General features: G+C 47.0%; 16 protein-coding genes. 15 read left to right on the top strand and 1 reads right to left on the bottom strand.

Annotated elements, in window-relative coordinates; translation table 11 throughout:
• Positions 1-112 precede the first annotated feature (112 nt).
• The 5 genes from miaB to lnt all read left to right on the top strand — a co-directional run bounded on the left by miaB (position 113) and on the right by lnt (position 5,739).
• On the top strand, positions 113-1,537 hold the full coding sequence (gene miaB, locus A8140_RS03940; RefSeq protein ID WP_005530721.1) for a tRNA (N6-isopentenyl adenosine(37)-C2)-methylthiotransferase MiaB: 1,425 nt from the start codon (positions 113-115) through the stop codon (positions 1,535-1,537).
• A 73-nt stretch (positions 1,538-1,610) separates the two neighbouring features.
• Positions 1,611-2,708, top strand: a complete 1,098-nt coding sequence (locus tag A8140_RS03935) for a PhoH family protein (protein WP_005425553.1) — start codon at positions 1,611-1,613, stop codon at positions 2,706-2,708.
• Positions 2,709-2,710: 2 nt separating this feature from the next.
• Complete coding sequence (gene ybeY / locus A8140_RS03930; RefSeq protein ID WP_005425552.1) at positions 2,711-3,175, top strand: rRNA maturation RNase YbeY; 465 nt, start codon at positions 2,711-2,713, stop codon at positions 3,173-3,175.
• Positions 3,176-3,281: 106 nt separating this feature from the next.
• Positions 3,282-4,181 carry a CNNM family magnesium/cobalt transport protein CorC gene (corC, locus tag A8140_RS03925; RefSeq protein ID WP_005425551.1) on the top strand — a complete coding sequence of 300 codons (900 nt, stop codon included), beginning with the start codon at positions 3,282-3,284 and terminating at the stop codon, positions 4,179-4,181.
• 37 nt (positions 4,182-4,218) lie between these two features.
• The gene (gene lnt, locus A8140_RS03920) at positions 4,219-5,739 is read left to right on the top strand and encodes an apolipoprotein N-acyltransferase (protein WP_033000051.1); all 1,521 of its coding nucleotides are present in this window, start codon (positions 4,219-4,221) and stop codon (positions 5,737-5,739) included.
• A gap of 56 nt (positions 5,740-5,795) precedes the next feature.
• On the opposite strand, the gene A8140_RS03915 is transcribed toward lnt, so the two are convergent.
• The gene (locus A8140_RS03915) at positions 5,796-6,266 is read right to left on the bottom strand and encodes a zinc ribbon-containing protein (protein ID WP_005530717.1); all 471 of its coding nucleotides are present in this window, start codon (positions 6,264-6,266) and stop codon (positions 5,796-5,798) included.
• Between the two features lie 154 nt (positions 6,267-6,420).
• Between A8140_RS03915 and leuS the strand changes: the two genes are divergently transcribed.
• The 10 genes from leuS to ybeD all read left to right on the top strand — a co-directional run bounded on the left by leuS (position 6,421) and on the right by ybeD (position 17,190).
• Positions 6,421-8,994 carry a leucine--tRNA ligase gene (leuS, locus tag A8140_RS03910; protein ID WP_005530715.1) on the top strand — a complete coding sequence of 858 codons (2,574 nt, stop codon included), beginning with the start codon at positions 6,421-6,423 and terminating at the stop codon, positions 8,992-8,994.
• A gap of 171 nt (positions 8,995-9,165) precedes the next feature.
• The gene (locus A8140_RS03905; protein ID WP_005425837.1) at positions 9,166-9,723 is read left to right on the top strand and encodes an LPS-assembly lipoprotein LptE; all 558 of its coding nucleotides are present in this window, start codon (positions 9,166-9,168) and stop codon (positions 9,721-9,723) included.
• Between the two features lie 5 nt (positions 9,724-9,728).
• Positions 9,729-10,748, top strand: coding sequence for a DNA polymerase III subunit delta (gene holA / locus A8140_RS03900; RefSeq protein ID WP_005530713.1), 1,020 nt, complete (start codon positions 9,729-9,731; stop codon positions 10,746-10,748).
• Between the two features lie 90 nt (positions 10,749-10,838).
• Complete coding sequence (gene rsfS, locus A8140_RS03895) at positions 10,839-11,156, top strand: ribosome silencing factor (protein ID WP_005425840.1); 318 nt, start codon at positions 10,839-10,841, stop codon at positions 11,154-11,156.
• 4 nt (positions 11,157-11,160) lie between these two features.
• Positions 11,161-11,631 carry a 23S rRNA (pseudouridine(1915)-N(3))-methyltransferase RlmH gene (gene rlmH, locus A8140_RS03890; protein ID WP_005530711.1) on the top strand — a complete coding sequence of 157 codons (471 nt, stop codon included), beginning with the start codon at positions 11,161-11,163 and terminating at the stop codon, positions 11,629-11,631.
• 29 nt (positions 11,632-11,660) lie between these two features.
• Positions 11,661-13,586, top strand: coding sequence for a penicillin-binding protein 2 (gene mrdA, locus A8140_RS03885; RefSeq protein WP_005530709.1), 1,926 nt, complete (start codon positions 11,661-11,663; stop codon positions 13,584-13,586).
• Positions 13,586-14,707 (top strand): rod shape-determining protein RodA, encoded by a 1,122-nt coding sequence (rodA, locus tag A8140_RS03880; protein ID WP_005530707.1) that lies wholly within the window; start codon positions 13,586-13,588, stop codon positions 14,705-14,707. The genes mrdA and rodA overlap by 1 nt, the downstream gene beginning before the upstream one ends.
• A 3-nt stretch (positions 14,708-14,710) precedes the next feature.
• Positions 14,711-15,514: a septal ring lytic transglycosylase RlpA family protein gene (locus A8140_RS03875; protein WP_005530706.1), complete on the top strand. Its 804-nt coding sequence runs from the start codon at positions 14,711-14,713 to the stop codon at positions 15,512-15,514.
• 92 nt (positions 15,515-15,606) lie between these two features.
• Entirely contained in the window at positions 15,607-16,785 is a 1,179-nt protein-coding gene (locus A8140_RS03870) for a serine hydrolase (protein ID WP_005530703.1), read from the top strand.
• Between the two features lie 126 nt (positions 16,786-16,911).
• Positions 16,912-17,190, top strand: a complete 279-nt coding sequence (gene ybeD / locus A8140_RS03865) for a DUF493 family protein YbeD (RefSeq protein WP_005384135.1) — start codon at positions 16,912-16,914, stop codon at positions 17,188-17,190.
• Positions 17,191-17,203: the final 13 nt, after the last annotated feature.

Genomic DNA, 17,203 nt, shown 5'->3' with positions numbered 1-17,203 from the left:
ACTAGTCAGGTGCTTTTTAAAGCAGTACAATACGCCGCTTACCGCCGAGATGGCGGCTATAATTTGAGCAATAGCTCTCCGATTTAAGTACAACTGAACGAGCGAAAGTGAGATGAGTAAGAAACTGCTAATTAAAACCTGGGGCTGCCAGATGAACGAATACGATTCATCAAAAATGGCCGACCTGCTTAATGCTGCAAACGGCTACGAGCTGACAGAAGAGCCAGAGGAAGCAGACGTACTTCTACTTAACACCTGTTCGATCCGTGAAAAAGCGCAAGAGAAAGTTTTCCACCAGCTTGGCCGTTGGAAAACACTAAAAGATAAAAAACCTGGCGTAGTTATCGGCGTAGGTGGTTGTGTAGCAACTCAAGAAGGTGATCACATCCGTCAGCGTGCACCATACGTTGACGTGATTTTTGGTCCGCAAACTCTTCACCGTCTTCCTGAGATGATTAAACAATCTCAATCGAATGAAGCACCAGTAATGGACATTTCGTTTCCAGAAATCGAAAAGTTCGACCGTCTACCTGAGCCTCGTGCTGAAGGTGCAACGGCATTCGTTTCTATCATGGAAGGCTGTTCTAAGTACTGTACTTACTGTGTAGTACCGTACACTCGTGGTGAAGAAGTAAGCCGTCCAATGGATGACGTACTGTTCGAAATCGCACAACTAGCAGATCAAGGCGTACGTGAAGTAAACCTACTGGGTCAAAACGTAAACGCATACCGTGGTCCTATGCACGACGGCGAAATCTGTTCATTTGCAGAACTGCTTCGTTTGGTTGCGTCTATCGATGGTATTGATCGTATCCGCTTTACAACAAGCCACCCATTAGAGTTTACTGATGACATCATCGCGGTATACGAAGACACACCTGAACTAGTGAGCTTCCTTCACCTACCAGTACAAAGTGGTAGTGACCGAGTGCTGACTATGATGAAACGTCCTCACACTGGGATTGAGTACAAGTCGATAATCCGTAAACTGCGTAAAGCACGTCCTGATATCCAAATCAGTTCAGACTTTATCGTTGGTTTCCCTGGTGAAACAGACAAAGATTTCCAAGACACAATGAAGCTAATCAAAGACGTAGACTTTGACATGAGCTTCAGCTTCATCTTCTCTCCACGTCCAGGTACCCCAGCGGCAGATTACCCTTGTGACCTATCAGAGCAAGTGAAGAAAGAGCGTCTATACGAGCTACAACAAACAGTAAACACGCAAGCAATGCGCTACTCTCGTCAAATGCTAGACACTGAGCAACGCGTTCTGGTTGAAGGTCCTTCTAAGAAGAACCTAATGGAGCTACGCGCTCGTACAGAAAACAACCGTGTAGTAAACTTTGAAGGTAGCGCAGACCTAATTGGTCAATTCGTTGACGTGAAGATTACGGACGTATTTGCTAACTCACTACGTGGTGAGCTAGTACGTACAGAAAAAGACATGGACCTTCGCAGTGTGATTTCACCAACGCAAATGATGGCGAAAACACGTCGCGAAGATGAGCTAGGTGTAGCTACTTTTACGCCATAAGCTCGTACAAATAGCCATTGAGAGCCTGGTCGTTATCAGGCTCTCGTTAAGTGGCATAAAATGAGAGGCAACATTGAGCAATAAAATCGTAACGCTAGAAATCAATCTAGAACCTTCAGACAACCGCCGACTAGCAAGCCTGTGCGGTCCATTCGATGACAACATCAAGCATTTAGAACGTCGTCTAGGCGTTGAAATTAACCACCGCAGCGACCTTTTCACCATTGTCGGTAAACCTCATACCGCAGCAGCTGCGCTGGATATCCTAAAAACCCTTTACGTAGACACCGCTCCTGTCCGCGGCGAAACCCCTGATATCGAACCAGAACAGATCCATCTGGCAATCAAAGAATCGGGTGTTCTGGAGCAAAACACCGAATCGAATTTCGAACACGGTAAAGAAGTCTTCGTTAAAACGAAAAAAGGCGTGATCAAGCCTCGTACACCAAATCAGGGCCAATACCTGATGAACATGGTGACGCACGATATCACTTTCGGTATCGGTCCTGCTGGTACTGGTAAAACGTACCTAGCGGTTGCGGCAGCCGTTGACGCACTAGAGCGCCAAGAGATCCGCCGTATTCTACTTACTCGTCCTGCGGTTGAAGCAGGTGAGAAACTGGGCTTCCTACCTGGTGATTTGAGCCAGAAAGTCGACCCTTACCTACGTCCGCTGTACGATGCCCTGTTTGAAATGCTGGGCTTTGAGCGCGTAGAAAAGCTGATTGAACGTAACGTGATTGAGGTAGCACCTCTTGCTTACATGCGTGGTCGTACTCTAAACGACGCCTTCATCATTCTTGATGAGAGCCAAAACACCACCGTCGAGCAGATGAAGATGTTCCTGACGCGAATTGGCTTCAACTCTCGCGCAGTTATCACTGGTGACGTCACACAGATTGACTTACCTCGCGGTGCGAAATCGGGTCTTCGTCATGCGATTGAAGTGCTAAACGAAGTTGACGACATCAGCTTTAACTTCTTCCAAGCTGACGACGTGGTGCGCCACCCAGTGGTTGCTCGCATCGTTAACGCTTACGAGAAGTGGGAAGCGCAAGACCAGAAAGAACGTAAAGAGTTCGAAAAACGCCGTCGTGAAGAACGTGATGCCAAACTGCTAGAAGCAGCCAAAGCAGAACTGAACGCACAAGTTGCGGCAACTAAGGAATAACCATGGCAATTGAACTTGATTTGCAACTGGCAGTCGAAAATGAAGAAGGCTTACCTTCTGAGCAAGATTTCCAATTGTGGCTAGATAAGACTATCCCTTTATTTCAGCCTCAAGCGGAACTGACAATTCGTATTGTCGACGAGCAAGAAAGTCACGAGCTAAACCACGAATACCGTGGTAAAGATAAGCCGACCAATGTGCTGTCTTTCCCATTCGAAGTTCCACCTGGTATGGAAATGGACCTACTAGGCGATTTGATCATCTGTCGCCAAGTGGTTGAAAAAGAGGCAGTAGAGCAGAACAAGCCTCTACTAGCACATTGGGCGCATATGGTTGTACATGGCAGCTTGCATCTGCTAGGTTATGACCATATCGAGGATGATGAAGCTGAAGAGATGGAATCCCTCGAAACAGAAATCATGCAAGGTATGGGTTATGAAGACCCGTATATTGCTGAAAAAGAGTAACTTTGGTTGCTCGACAGGGAAAGGCGAACCACCCGGATAACCATCTCGTGCTCGTCTTTCTATGTGAGCTATCACACATCTGATAGCGTTACTTAATTGAGAAACAATGAACGAAGATAATTCTCCCTCTTCTAATGAAGGCAAGAAAGAAAAGGCAGAAGGTCCGAGTAGAAAGTCCTTCTTTGAACGTCTAGGTCAACTATTTCAAGGCGAACCAAAAGACCGCCAAGAGCTTGTGGATGTAATCCGCGACTCAGAAATCAATGATCTGATTGACCACGACACCCGCGACATGCTTGAAGGTGTTATGGAAATCTCCGAAATGCGCGTGCGTGACATTATGATCCCGCGTTCGCAAATGGTTACTGTTGAGCGCACAGACGATCTAGATACTTTGATCGCACTGATCACTGATGCTCAACACTCTCGCTACCCTGTGATCAGCGAAGATAAAGACCATGTGGAAGGCATTCTACTAGCGAAGGACTTACTCAAATACTTGGGCTCAGGCAGTAACCCATTTGATATCGAAGAAGTAATTCGACCAGCAGTCGTGGTACCGGAAAGTAAACGCGTCGACCGCCTGCTAAAAGAATTCCGTGAAGAACGTTATCACATGGCGATTGTTGTCGATGAATTCGGTGGTGTTTCTGGTCTTGTGACTATCGAAGATATCCTTGAAGAAATCGTAGGGGATATTGAAGATGAGTTTGATGACGATGAAGAAACCGATATCCGTAAGCTGAGCAAACACACGTTTGCTGTCAGAGCTCTGACAACCATTGAAGAGTTTAATGAGACATTCGGTACCAACTTCAGCGATGAAGAAGTGGATACCGTTGGCGGCATGGTAATGACTGCTTTTGGTCACCTACCATCGCGTGGCGAAGTCGTGGATATTGAAGCATACAGCTTCAAAGTAACGGCTGCCGACAACCGTCGTGTCATTCAACTTCAAGTGACGATTCCAGACGAAGAAAAGCTGGTTGAAGCCACTCAAGAGTAACGCGATACCCTAACATCGGGAATATCAGAAAAATAAAATGATGAATGTACTCTTTCATCGCCTCAAGCGGCCCTTAGTGGCCGCTTTTGTTGGCGCCTCCACTACCCTAGCATTTGCCCCTTACCAGTTATGGCCAATCGCCATACTCAGCCCTGCCATTCTACTTATTCTTCTTGCAAACCAATCACCTAAGCGCGCGCTTTGGATCGGTTATGCCTGGGGGTTAGGTCAATTTGCGACGGGTGTAAGCTGGGTTTACGTCAGCATTGCTGGCTTTGGCGGCATGCCGCTAATTGCAAACCTCTTCCTTATGGGCCTACTGATCGCTTACCTGTCGGTTTACACCGGCCTGTTTGCATGGCTTAGCAACAAGTTCTTCCCAGAATTTACCCTAAGCAAAGCACTGCTTGCAGCCCCTGCATTATGGCTAGTCACCGACTGGCTACGCGGCTGGGTAATGACAGGCTTCCCTTGGCTATGGCTTGGCTACAGCCAAATTGATGCGCCATTGGCTAGCTTTGCGCCTATTGGTGGTGTAGAGCTATTAACCCTGTTTATCATGATCAGTGCTGGCGCATTGGCGTACGCATGGATCCACAAGCAATGGTTAATGCTCCTCATCCCTGCGGTGCTATTAAGTGCGGGCTTTGGTATCCGTCAGTACGATTGGGTCGCTCCACGTGTGGAAGACACCACCAAAGTTGCGCTGATCCAAGGTAACGTTGACCAGAACCTAAAATGGCTACCGAGCCAACGCTGGCCAACCATCATGAAATACGCAGACCTCACTCGTGAGAACTGGGATGCTGACATCATCGTATGGCCAGAAGCCGCGATCCCTGCATTTGAAATTGAAGTACCATCGTTCCTAAGAAACATTGATGCTGCTGCGAAGATGAATAACAGCGCAATCATTACTGGTGTCGTTAACCAAGGTGAAGATGGCCAGTTCTACAACAGCATTCTATCGCTCGGTGTGAATCCATACGGCGATTACAGCTTTGATATGGATAAGCGCTACCATAAACACCACCTATTACCATTTGGTGAGTTTGTGCCGTTTGAAGATGTACTGCGTCCACTAGCACCATTCTTCAACTTACCGATGTCATCGTTCAGCCGTGGCGACTTTGTTCAGCCAAACATCGTGGCGAACGGTAAGCATATGGCCCCAGCACTGTGTTATGAAATCATCTTCAGCGAACAAGTGCGCCAGAATGTTACCGACGATACTGATTTCATTCTAACGCTGTCTAATGATGCGTGGTTTGGTCATTCGATTGGTCCATTGCAACACATGGAAATCGCTCGAATGCGTGCTCTTGAGCTTGGTAAGCCACTTATTCGTTCGACCAATAACGGCGTAACAGCGGTAACCGACCACAAAGGTAAAATCATTGAGCAAATCCCTCAATTTGAAACCGCAGTACTTCGTGCAGAGCTTGTTCCTACCGACGGACAAACTCCGTATCGTATCGTGGGCACATGGCCGCTCTACATTTGGGCTGGATTGAGTTTAATGTTGGCTTGGTGGTTACCAAGAAAGAAAAAGTCATAAACGCAAAAAAGAGGCTCTAGGGCCTCTTTTTTATTCCATCACGTTTTAACGTCTCACTATGGTTTCAGTGACTGACGACTAAAGCCAGTATGATTGCACTTAATGCATGGAATGATCACGGTTGGGTGGTTATATGTCGTCTTGTGACCACATTCTTCACAGACTAAAGTACCAAGGCCAATCACCTCGCCTGCTTCATAAAGCCCTTGATGCTCTAAATCATCAAATAGCTCTACCCACTCCACTTTGGTTCTATCAGTAATATCGAGCAGACCTTGCCAAATCGAATCAGCAATCGTGAGATAGAAAGGCCCACTCTTACCTTCTTCATAATTGTCCGAGAACGCTTTTAAATCCGCTTTTACATAAGCTGATATCAATGAGAGTTCGTCTTGGGTCATGTCGTTGGCAGCATCCACCACTTTGCCCGACGTTTCGAATACTTTGTTAACTTCATCCGGACTGTGCTTCAAGGTTTCGATCACATCCTCGAGCATTTCCTCATAACCTGCTTTACGTTTAGGCATAACTGACCTCCATCTTTCCACTACCAAGCATCACTTCAGACGCATGGGTATAGATTGGCTATTGTTGTGATCCCTAGCTTTAGGTATTCTATGACGATCTATTTAAGTCTGTTCTAACCGAACTCACAAATTCCAAGATAACCGGATACCATCGATGCAAGAACAATACAATCCACAAGACCTTGAACAGAAAGTTCAAAAGCACTGGGATGACAACAAGACCTTTGTTGTAAGTGAAGACCCAAATAAAGAAAAATTCTACTGTCTATCCATGTTCCCATACCCAAGTGGTCGACTGCACATGGGTCACGTGCGTAACTATACCATCGGTGACGTAGTATCTCGTTTCCAACGCCTACAAGGAAAAAACGTAATGCAACCAATTGGTTGGGATGCGTTTGGTCTACCTGCAGAAAACGCAGCGGTTAAAAACAATACCGCGCCTGCACCTTGGACTTACGAAAACATCGAGTACATGAAGAACCAACTTAAAATGCTTGGTTTAGGCTACGACTGGGAGCGCGAATTCGCAACATGCACGCCTGAGTATTACCGTTGGGAACAAGAGTTCTTCACAAAGCTTTATGAAAAAGGCCTCGTTTACAAGAAGATGTCTACTGTTAACTGGGATCCAGTTGACCAAACTGTTCTTGCAAACGAACAGGTTGTTGACGGCCGCGGCTGGCGTTCAGGTGCAATCGTTGAGCAAAAAGAGATCCCACAGTGGTTCATCAAAATAACTGAATACGCTCAAGAGCTAATCGATGACCTAGACAAGCTTGAAGGTTGGCCTGAAATGGTGAAAACCATGCAGCGCAACTGGATCGGCCGCTCTGAAGGTGTTGAGCTCACATTTGAAGTGAAAGGTCAACAAGACCTAGAAGTTTACACAACTCGCCCAGACACCCTTATGGGTGTGACGTACGTCGGTATCGCTGCAGGTCACCCTCTGGCAGCAGAAGCAGCTAAGACAAATCCTGGTCTAGCAGCCTTCGTTGAAGAGTGTAAGAACAACAAAGTCGCAGAAGCCGAAATGGCGACAATGGAGAAGAAAGGTATGGCGACTGGCCTTACTGCAATTCATCCATTGAATGGCCGTGAAGTTCCTGTGTACGTTGCCAACTTTGTATTAATGGACTACGGTACAGGTGCTGTGATGGCAGTACCAGCACACGATCAACGTGACTTCGAATTCGCGACTAAATACAGTCTAGACATCGTGCCGGTTATCAAGCCTGTTGACGGCAGCGAGCTAGACATCTCTGAAGCGGCATACACAGAGAAAGGTGTCCTGTTCGATTCAGGTGAATTCGACGGTCTAGAATTCCAAGCGGCGTTCGATGCAATCGCAGCAAAACTTGAAGCAGAAGGAAAAGGCACTAAGACAGTTAACTTCCGCCTCCGTGACTGGGGTGTATCTCGCCAACGTTACTGGGGTGCGCCAATCCCTATGGTAACGACTGAAGACGGTCAAGTTCACCCGGTACCAGCTGACCAACTACCTGTTATTCTTCCAGAAGACGTAGTAATGGACGGCGTTACTAGCCCAATCAAAGCAGACAAAGAATGGGCGAAGACTACTTTCAACGGCGAACCAGCTCTACGTGAGACAGATACGTTCGACACGTTCATGGAATCTTCTTGGTACTACGCACGCTACTGCTCACCGCAAGCTGACGATATCCTAGATCCAGATAAGGCAAACTACTGGCTACCAGTAGACCAGTACATCGGTGGCATCGAGCATGCTTGTATGCACCTATTGTACTCTCGTTTTTTCCACAAACTGCTACGTGATACAGGCTATGTAACGTCTGACGAGCCGTTCAAGCGTCTATTATGTCAGGGCATGGTATTAGCTGATGCATTCTCTTATGAGAACGAGAAAGGCGGTACTGAGTGGGTTGCACCAACAGATGTTGCTGTTGAGCGTGACGGTAAAGGCCGCATCACTTCTGCGAAAGACACTGAAGGCCGCGATGTTACACACTCAGGCATGATCAAAATGTCTAAGTCAAAAAACAACGGTATCGACCCTCAAGAGATGGTAGATAAGTACGGTGCAGACACAGTACGTCTATTCATGATGTTCGCGTCTCCTGCAGACATGACACTTGAATGGCAAGAGTCTGGCGTAGAAGGTGCTAACCGCTTCCTGAAACGTGTTTGGAAACTAGTAAACGAGCACACATCAAAAGGTGCAGCAGAAGCAGTAGATGCAGCAGCACTTTCTGGTGACCAAAAAGCTCTTCGTCGTGATGTTCACAAAACTATCGCGAAAGTGACTGATGATATCGCTCGCCGTCAAACGTTCAACACAGCAATTGCTGCAATCATGGAACTGATGAACAAGCTAGCGAAAGCGCCTCAAGAATCTGCACAAGATCGTGCAATCCTTGATGAAGCGCTAAAAGCTGTTGTTGCCATGCTTTACCCAATCACTCCGCACATCTCATACGAACTATGGGCTGCGCTAGGTGAAGCTGACATCGATAATGCAGCATGGCCAACGTTCGACGAGAAAGCACTGGTTGAAGACGAGAAAACTATCGTTGTTCAAGTAAACGGTAAGCTACGTGCGAAACTGACTGTTGCTGCAGACGCAACGAAAGAACAAGTAGAAGAGCTTGGTCTAAACGACGAAAACGTTACTAAGTTCACAGATGGCCTAACTATCCGTAAAGTAATTTACGTACCAGGTAAACTGTTGAACATCGTTGCAAACTAGTCTTTCGCTAAAAACGAAACGCAGCTTGCAATAACTCAAAGCAACGCGAACCAATTCGCATGCTAGGAGTCATTAAACAGGGTAGTTCGCTACCCTGTTTATTTACCTCAAACCATTCATGCCGAGTGGTTTAAGGTAAATAACCCCTTCAATTTAGGATGAATACGATCAATGCGCTTTTTCTCTTTGATTAAACTACCAGTGGTTTTGGTATTAGCGGGGCTTCTTTCTGCCTGTGGTTTTCACCTTCGTGGCGAGTACTCCGTTCCAGAAGAGCTCCACACCATGTCTTTCACTAGCTATGATGAATACAGCCCATTGACGCGTTACATCCGCGCTCAACTTGAATTGAACAAGGTCGATTTAGTAAAACCGTCATCAAATACTCCGAACCTACACCTTAGTGAAGCGACCATTGACGAGCGTACGCTATCGCTTTACCAAAACAGCCGAGCAGCAGAAAAAGAACTGACTTACGTGGTGAAATACCGCGTGACGATCCCTGGCTTCGGTGCAAAAGATTTCACGACCACTGTTAACCGTAACTACCTAGATAACCCGCTAACTGCACTAGCGAAATCAGTAGAACGTGACGTTATCGAAGATGAAATGCGTCAACAAGCGGCTGGCCAAATGATGCGCCAACTAGGTCGAGTTCGTGCTGAATACGAACAAGGCCACGTTGCTCCTGAAGCGACAAACGCTAACTCTACGAACACAAACTCTTAATCAGAATGCGAATTTTTGCCGACAAGCTGGCTGATCACCTAGCGAAACACATCAAGCAGGTTTACCTGATCTTTGGTAACGAACCGCTGTTAATTCAAGAAAGCCATCAAGCGATCCAAAACATGGCTCGCCAACAAGGCTTTGAAGAAAGACACCGTTTTGCCGTCGACGCCAGCTTAGATTGGAATCAAGTCTATGACTGCTTCCAAGCGCTAAGCCTATTCTCTAGCCGTCAACTGATTGAGCTTGAACTACCAGAGGCTGGTGCAAACGCAGCCATCAGTAAAGAACTGGTCAATCTGTGCGAAATGCTCCATGACGACATCATGTTAGTGGTGGTTGGCAGCAAACTGACTAAAGCACAAGAAAACGCTAAATGGTTCAAAGCACTGAGTGCCAAGGGTGACTGGGTAAGTTGTCTAACACCTGATTTGCAGCGACTGCCAATGTTCGTGCAGGCACGTTGCCGAGCGTTGGGATTAAAAGCGGATCAGCAATCTCTGCAAATGTTGGCACAATGGCACGAAGGTAATTTGTTCGCGCTATCGCAAAGTTTAGAAAAGCTAGCTTTACTCTACCCAGATGGCGAGCTGACGGTAGTGCGTCTTGAAGAAGCGCTGAGCCGCCACAATCACTTTACGACGTTCCATTGGATTGACGCTCTACTAGCAGGTAAAGCAAACCGCGCGCAGCGCATTCTGCGACAGATAGAGGCGGAAGGCATCGAAACCATCATCCTGATCCGAAGCGTACAGAAAGAGTTCAACCAACTACTAAACATGCACCGAGACCTTACTCAAATGGGCATGAGTCAGGTGTTTGAAAAACATCGAGTGTGGCAAAACAAACGCCCATTCTATAATGCAGCGCTGACTCGTCTGTCAGCCTCCCGAATTTGTGCACTTTTGTCTCTTTTGGCGCACGCCGAGATAAAAGCCAAAACCCAATATGATGAGTCTGTGTGGCCAACTATCCATCAATTGAGCCTAGAAACCTGCTCTCCTGATATTAAGCTGGCAATTTAGCTTTTAAAGCGTGATATAGTGCGCGACCAGTTTTAACCCAGCTTAGTTAAAACACCCACAGACAGAAAAGAAAATACCGAGGAAAACCGAGTGCTTCGCGAAGAACTTAAAGACTTTTTAGCCGATAAAGCCGACGACATGAAAGCGGAAGAGATTGTTATTCTAGATGTAGAAGGCAAATCAAGCGTGACAGATTACATGATCATTTGTACTGGCACATCTAAGCGTCACGTTTCATCTATCGCTGATCACGTCGCATCTGAAGTGAAGAAGGCAGGTCTAGAGCCGCTAGGTATGGAAGGCGAAAATGAAGGCGAATGGGTTGTCCTCGACATGGGCGACGCAATGCTTCACGTGATGCAAGAAGAGCACCGCGAGCTATACCAACTAGAAAAACTCTGGGGTTAATCGTTTGAAAATTCAACTAATTGCCGTCGGCACAAAAATGCCAAAATGGGTCGAAGAAGGTTTTCAAGAATACCGTCGTCGTTTCCCACATGATATGCCACTTGAGTTGGTTGAAATCCCTGCGGGTAAACGCGGCAAAAATGCAGACATCGCGCGTATCTTGCAAAAAGAAGGCGAAGCGATGTTGTCAGCCGTACCTAAAGGTGCTCGTATCGTCACACTCGATATCCCAGGCAAAAAGTGGGATACCCCGCAACTGGCCGAACAGCTAGAAGCGTGGAAGCTCGATGGTCGTGATGTGTCGATTCTGATCGGCGGCCCTGAAGGTTTAGCGCCAGCTTGTAAAGCCGCAGCAGACCAAAGCTGGTCACTGTCTGCATTGACACTGCCGCACCCACTTGTGCGCATCGTGATGGCAGAGAGCTTATACCGAGCGTGGAGCATTACTGCTAACCACCCTTACCACCGCGAATAATCGCTACTTAGCTGTAGAGACAAGCGTTAATGATTCGTAAACGCCGCAGTCAAATTCGAGATTACCAAGCAGAAGCGCGTCTATTTTCTAGCCGCGCTATTGTTGCATTTTTAGGTATCGTCATTTTGATGGGCTTGCTGGTTGCCAATATGTACAACATTCAGGTAAACCAGTTTCAAGACTATAAAACCCGCTCTAATGATAACCGCATTAAAGTGGTTCCAATCGCTCCTAACCGTGGTCTTATCTATGACCGCAACGGTGTATTGCTCGCGGAAAACCGTCCAGTCTTCAACTTGGAGCTAACTCCAGAGAAAATCAAAGACATCGACAGTACTATTGAAGCGCTGCAGACCATCCTTGAGATCACGCCAGAACAAGTTGAGCGTTTCCACCGTGAACGTAAGCGCACTCGTCGCTTCAAGTCTGTGCCACTGTTAACTCAATTGAATGAAAACCAAGTCGCTGTTTTCTCAGTGAATCAATACCGTTTTCCTGGTGTTGAAATCAGTGCGACATTGAAACGCTACTACCCATTCAGCGAAGTCCTGACTCACGTCATTGGCTACGTGTCACGAATCAATGACCGCGATATGCAGCGCCTAATCCGTGAAGGAAAAGACGCCAACTACCAAGCGACACGCGACATTGGTAAGTTAGGCATCGAAAAGTATTACGAAGACTTACTGCACGGCACAGCGGGCTACCAAGAGGTTGAAATCAACAGTCGTGGTCGCGTCATTCGTACCCTGAAATACGTTCCGCCTATTGCGGGGAAAGACATCGTCTTAAACCTTGATATCAACCTACAGCTTTACGTGCACCAACTGCTTGATGGCCGACGTGGTAGTGCTGTTGTGCTTAATCCTCGTGATAACGGCGTACTTGCGATGGTTTCAAGCCCAAGTTACGACCCGAACGCATTCGTACACGGTATCTCCGGTAAAGCGTACCGCGCACTACTGAACGACAAGAACCGTCCATTGGTGAACCGTACAACGCTAGGTATTTACCCACCAGCTTCGACCATCAAACCCTTCATTGCTGTAGCAGCGCTGGAAGAAGGAGTCATTACTCCGAAAACCACACGTAATGACCCTGGATACTGGCGTATTCCAAACTCCGACACTCGCCCATTTCGAGATTGGCTGCGTTGGGGGCATGGCCGCGTAGACATCATTAAGTCGATTGAAGAATCGGTCGATACTTTCTTCTACCAAATTGCCTACGACATGGGCATTGATCGGCTATCAAATTGGATGATGATGTTTGGCTTTGGCGATTACACAGGCATCGACATTTACGAGGAAAGTAAAGCCAACATGCCGACTCGTGAGTGGAAGATGGCTCGTCATAAGACGCCTTGGTACAAGGGTGACACGATTCCGGTTGGTATTGGTCAAGGTTACTGGACGGCAACACCAATGCAGATTGCCAAAGCAACCTCAGTACTGGTCAACGAAGGTGCAGTGACCGCTCCTCATTTATTGAAAGCCACAATCGATAATGGCGGTGATTTCGAAGAGCAAGAAAATTCGGAATACGTCACCTACCCACCGATTCAAAATGTGCCAGACAAGTACTGGAATATGGCGAAAGAAGGCATGCGTTTAGTAAACCATGGTACGAAAGGCACCGCTCGTCGCTCTTTCTACAACATGGATTACCAAACGGGTGGTAAATCCGGTACCGCACAGGTCTTTGGCCTTGGTGAAGATGAAGAATACAACGCGGATGAAGTCGCAGAGCACTTACGTGACCACGCCTTGTTTACTGGCTTTGCACCCTTTGATGACCCTGAAGTGGTGGTATCTGTGGTGCTAGAAAACGCCGGTGGTGGTTCAAGTAATGGTGCGCCAGTCGCGAGAAAGATCTTCGACCGAGTCATTATCGGCCCTGAAAAAATTGAACCTGAAGAAGAGCAAAACAACGCGAAGAAAGAGGTAACGCAGTGATGAAAATGGATCCCTCTACAGGCAAAAACCGCGCCCTGTTTGAACGCTTCCATATCGACTTGCCGTTATTACTCGGCATCTTTGCATTGATGGGCTTTGGCCTAGTCATTATGTACAGCGCAAGTGGCCAAAGCTTGGCTATGATGGATCGCCAAGCGATGCGTATGGTGCTGTCTTTAGTAGTCATGATCGTTTTGGCGCAAATCTCACCGAGAACGTATGAGAGTCTCGCTCCGCTGATGTTCGTTGGCGGGGTCATACTCCTCTTTGGGGTGCTGTTCTTTGGTGAAGCATCCAAAGGTGCCCAACGCTGGCTAAACCTTGGCTTCGTCCGCTTCCAACCATCTGAACTTCTCAAGCTTGCCGTGCCTTTGATGGTCGCTCGCTACATCGGCCGCCAACCTCTCCCACCGACATTCAAAACCCTGATTGTGGCGCTGATTATGGTCTGTTTACCGACTATTCTTATCGCCAAACAGCCTGATTTGGGTACCTCTATCCTGATCGCGGCCTCCGGTATTTTCGTTATCTTCCTTGCTGGTATCAGTTGGAAAATCATTGCTGCCGCGGCAGTGGCACTCGGTGGATTTATCCCCATTCTGTGGTTCTTCTTGATGCGTGAATACCAAAAGGTTCGCGTACGAACGCTGTTTAACCCGGAGTCGGACCCACTTGGTGCGGGCTACCACATCATCCAAAGTAAGATTGCAATTGGTTCTGGTGGTATTTCCGGCAAAGGCTGGTTACAAGGCACGCAATCACAATTGGAATTTCTTCCAGAGCGACACACTGACTTTATCTTTGCAGTAATTGCAGAAGAATGGGGTATGATTGGCTTCCTTTGCCTATTAGCCATCTATCTATTCATTATTGGCCGTGGTCTCTACCTCGCGAGCCAAGCGCAAACCGCGTTTGGTCGAATGATGGCAGGCAGTATTGTACTCAGCTTCTTCGTGTATATTTTTGTAAATATCGGCATGGTAAGTGGCATCCTACCTGTAGTAGGCGTACCTTTACCGTTGATCAGTTATGGTGGTACCTCAATGGTGACACTGATGGCTGGTTTTGGCATTCTGATGTCGATCCACACGCACCGAAAAGCATTCTCTAAGGCGACCTAGACCATGCAAAAACGCGCTTTATATTCCTTAGTTTTTTCTGCTGTGATTTTGGCGGGCTGTTCTTCTACCGACCAAAAAACACAGGAAGGCCGTTATGATCTTGAATCCGATGTAGCTCCTGATAAACCACTATCGGTCGAGCACATTGAGGATGCGCATCCTAAATACGAACCTTACAGCTTAGGTGGTAACAGCGATTACAACCTACGCGGTTCGGACTACAAAATCGTTCGTGATGCAAAAGGCTTTACGGAAAAAGGTCGTGCCTCATGGTATGGCAAAAAGTTCCAAGGCCATTTAACCTCGAACGGCGAAATCTACGACATGTACTCAATGACAGCGGCGCATAAAACCCTGCCACTACCGAGCTACGTGAAGGTAACCAATACCGACAATGGCAAGTCAACCGTAGTCCGCGTGAATGACCGTGGCCCTTTCCATGATGGCCGTATCATTGACTTGAGCTACGCAGCGGCACATAAGCTAGATGTCGTGAAAACCGGTACCGCAAACGTAGAGATTGAAGTCATCACGGTAGATAAACCGACAGATGAGAAGTCGCTCGCTGCACACCCGAGATACGTGATTCAGGTTGCGTCATCAAAATATGAAGATCGAGCGCGAACTTTAGGCCAAGAGCTTGGTCAAAAGCTGGATACGGAAACTTTCTTGGAGTCCTCGAAAGATACGTATCGCTTGCTGCTAGGCCCATATACTGACTATTCCCTGACGCAAGCCACTCTGGATAAAGTAAAGTTGCTCGGCTATTCGACCGCATTTATTAAAAAACACAAAACTGACAAATGACCTTGGTGTCATGATTTTCTATGCAGAGCCCCTCTTACATAAGTGGGGATTCTGTTAAGATGTCGGCAGTTAACCAAAAAATTTGAATTACCATGAATAAAAATAAGTTTGTGAAATCTATTCTCGTTTCTACGGTTGCACTATCTGCAACCATCGCTCAATCTGCTTTTGCTTCACCAGTTGTTGTCCCAGATGCACCTCAAATCGCTGCCAAAGGCTACGTTTTGATGGATTACAACTCAGGTAAAGTTCTGGCTGAGAAAGAGATGAACACAAAGTTGTCTCCTGCTAGTCTGACAAAGATGATGACCAGCTACGTAATTGGCCAAGAGCTAGCGCGTGGTAATATTTCAGAAGACGATGATGTGACCATCAGTAAGAATGCTTGGGCGAAAAACTTCCCTGATTCTTCGAAAATGTTCATCGAAGTCGGTACAACGGTTAAGGTTCATGACCTAAACCGCGGCATCATCATTCAATCAGGTAACGATGCTTGTGTGGCAATGGCTGAGCACATTGCTGGCTCTGAAGACGCATTCGTTGATCTAATGAACGCATGGGCAAACACACTGGGTATGAAGAACACGCATTTCGCGAACGTTCACGGCCTAGACAACCCGAACCTATACTCAACGCCTTACGATATGGCACTACTTGGTAAAGCACTGATCCGTGACGTGCCAGACGAGTACCGTATCTACTCTGATAAGAAATTTACTTACAACGGCATCACTCAGTACAACCGTAACGGTCTACTGTGGGACAAGAGCATGAACGTTGACGGTATCAAAACTGGTCACACGAGCAATGCAGGTTACAGCCTAGTAAGTTCTGCAACAGAAGGTCAGATGCGTCTGGTTGCTGTTGTAATGGGTACAAAAGATGCAAACGCACGTAAGTCAGAGAGCAAAAAGCTACTGAGCTACGGTTTCCGCTTCTTCGAAACAGTGGCACCACACAAAGCCGGTGAAACTTTCGTAGAAGAAAAAGTATGGATGGGTAACAAAGACACTGTAGCACTGGGCCTTGACCAAGATACTTACGTGACACTGCCTCGCGGTGAAGCAAAGAACCTAAAAGCAAGCTTCGTACTTGAAAAAGAGCTAGAAGCCCCAATTAAGAAAGGTGATGTAGTTGGTAAGCTATACTATCAAATTGATGGTGAAGATATTGCTGAGTACCCACTAATGGCACTGGAAACAGTGGACCAAGGCAGCCTATTTAGCCGCATGTGGGACTACATCGTATTGTTGTTTAAGAGCTTCTTCTAACAGTCGCTTCTGACCAACAAACAAGTCTGCAAAGCCGCCAACTAGGGCGGCTTTGTTAATCTTGAGTTCACCCTAATTTGACTGTACTATTTCGCACCGCAACGAATACCAACTGGAGTTACCGATATGCTAACCATCAACTCTGATGCAAAATTGAAAGACCTGCTTGAGTTCCCTTGTTCATTTACATACAAGGTAATGGGTCATGCAAAGCCTGAGCTTCCAGAGCTAGTTCTAGAAGTTATCCAGCGCCATGCTCCAGGCGACTACAGCCCAACAGTAAAACCAAGTGCTAAGGGCAACTACCACTCGGTGTCTATCAACATCACTGCAACCTCTATCGAGCAAGTTGAAACCCTATACAAAGAACTGGGTGAAATCGACATCGTACGCATGGTTCTATAATTTTTTGATAAAT

Origin of the sequence: Vibrio campbellii CAIM 519 = NBRC 15631 = ATCC 25920 (assembly GCF_002163755.1) — a bacterium.
Classification (GTDB): domain Bacteria; phylum Pseudomonadota; class Gammaproteobacteria; order Enterobacterales; family Vibrionaceae; genus Vibrio; species Vibrio campbellii.
This window is presented reverse-complemented; position numbering and strand designations above follow the sequence as displayed.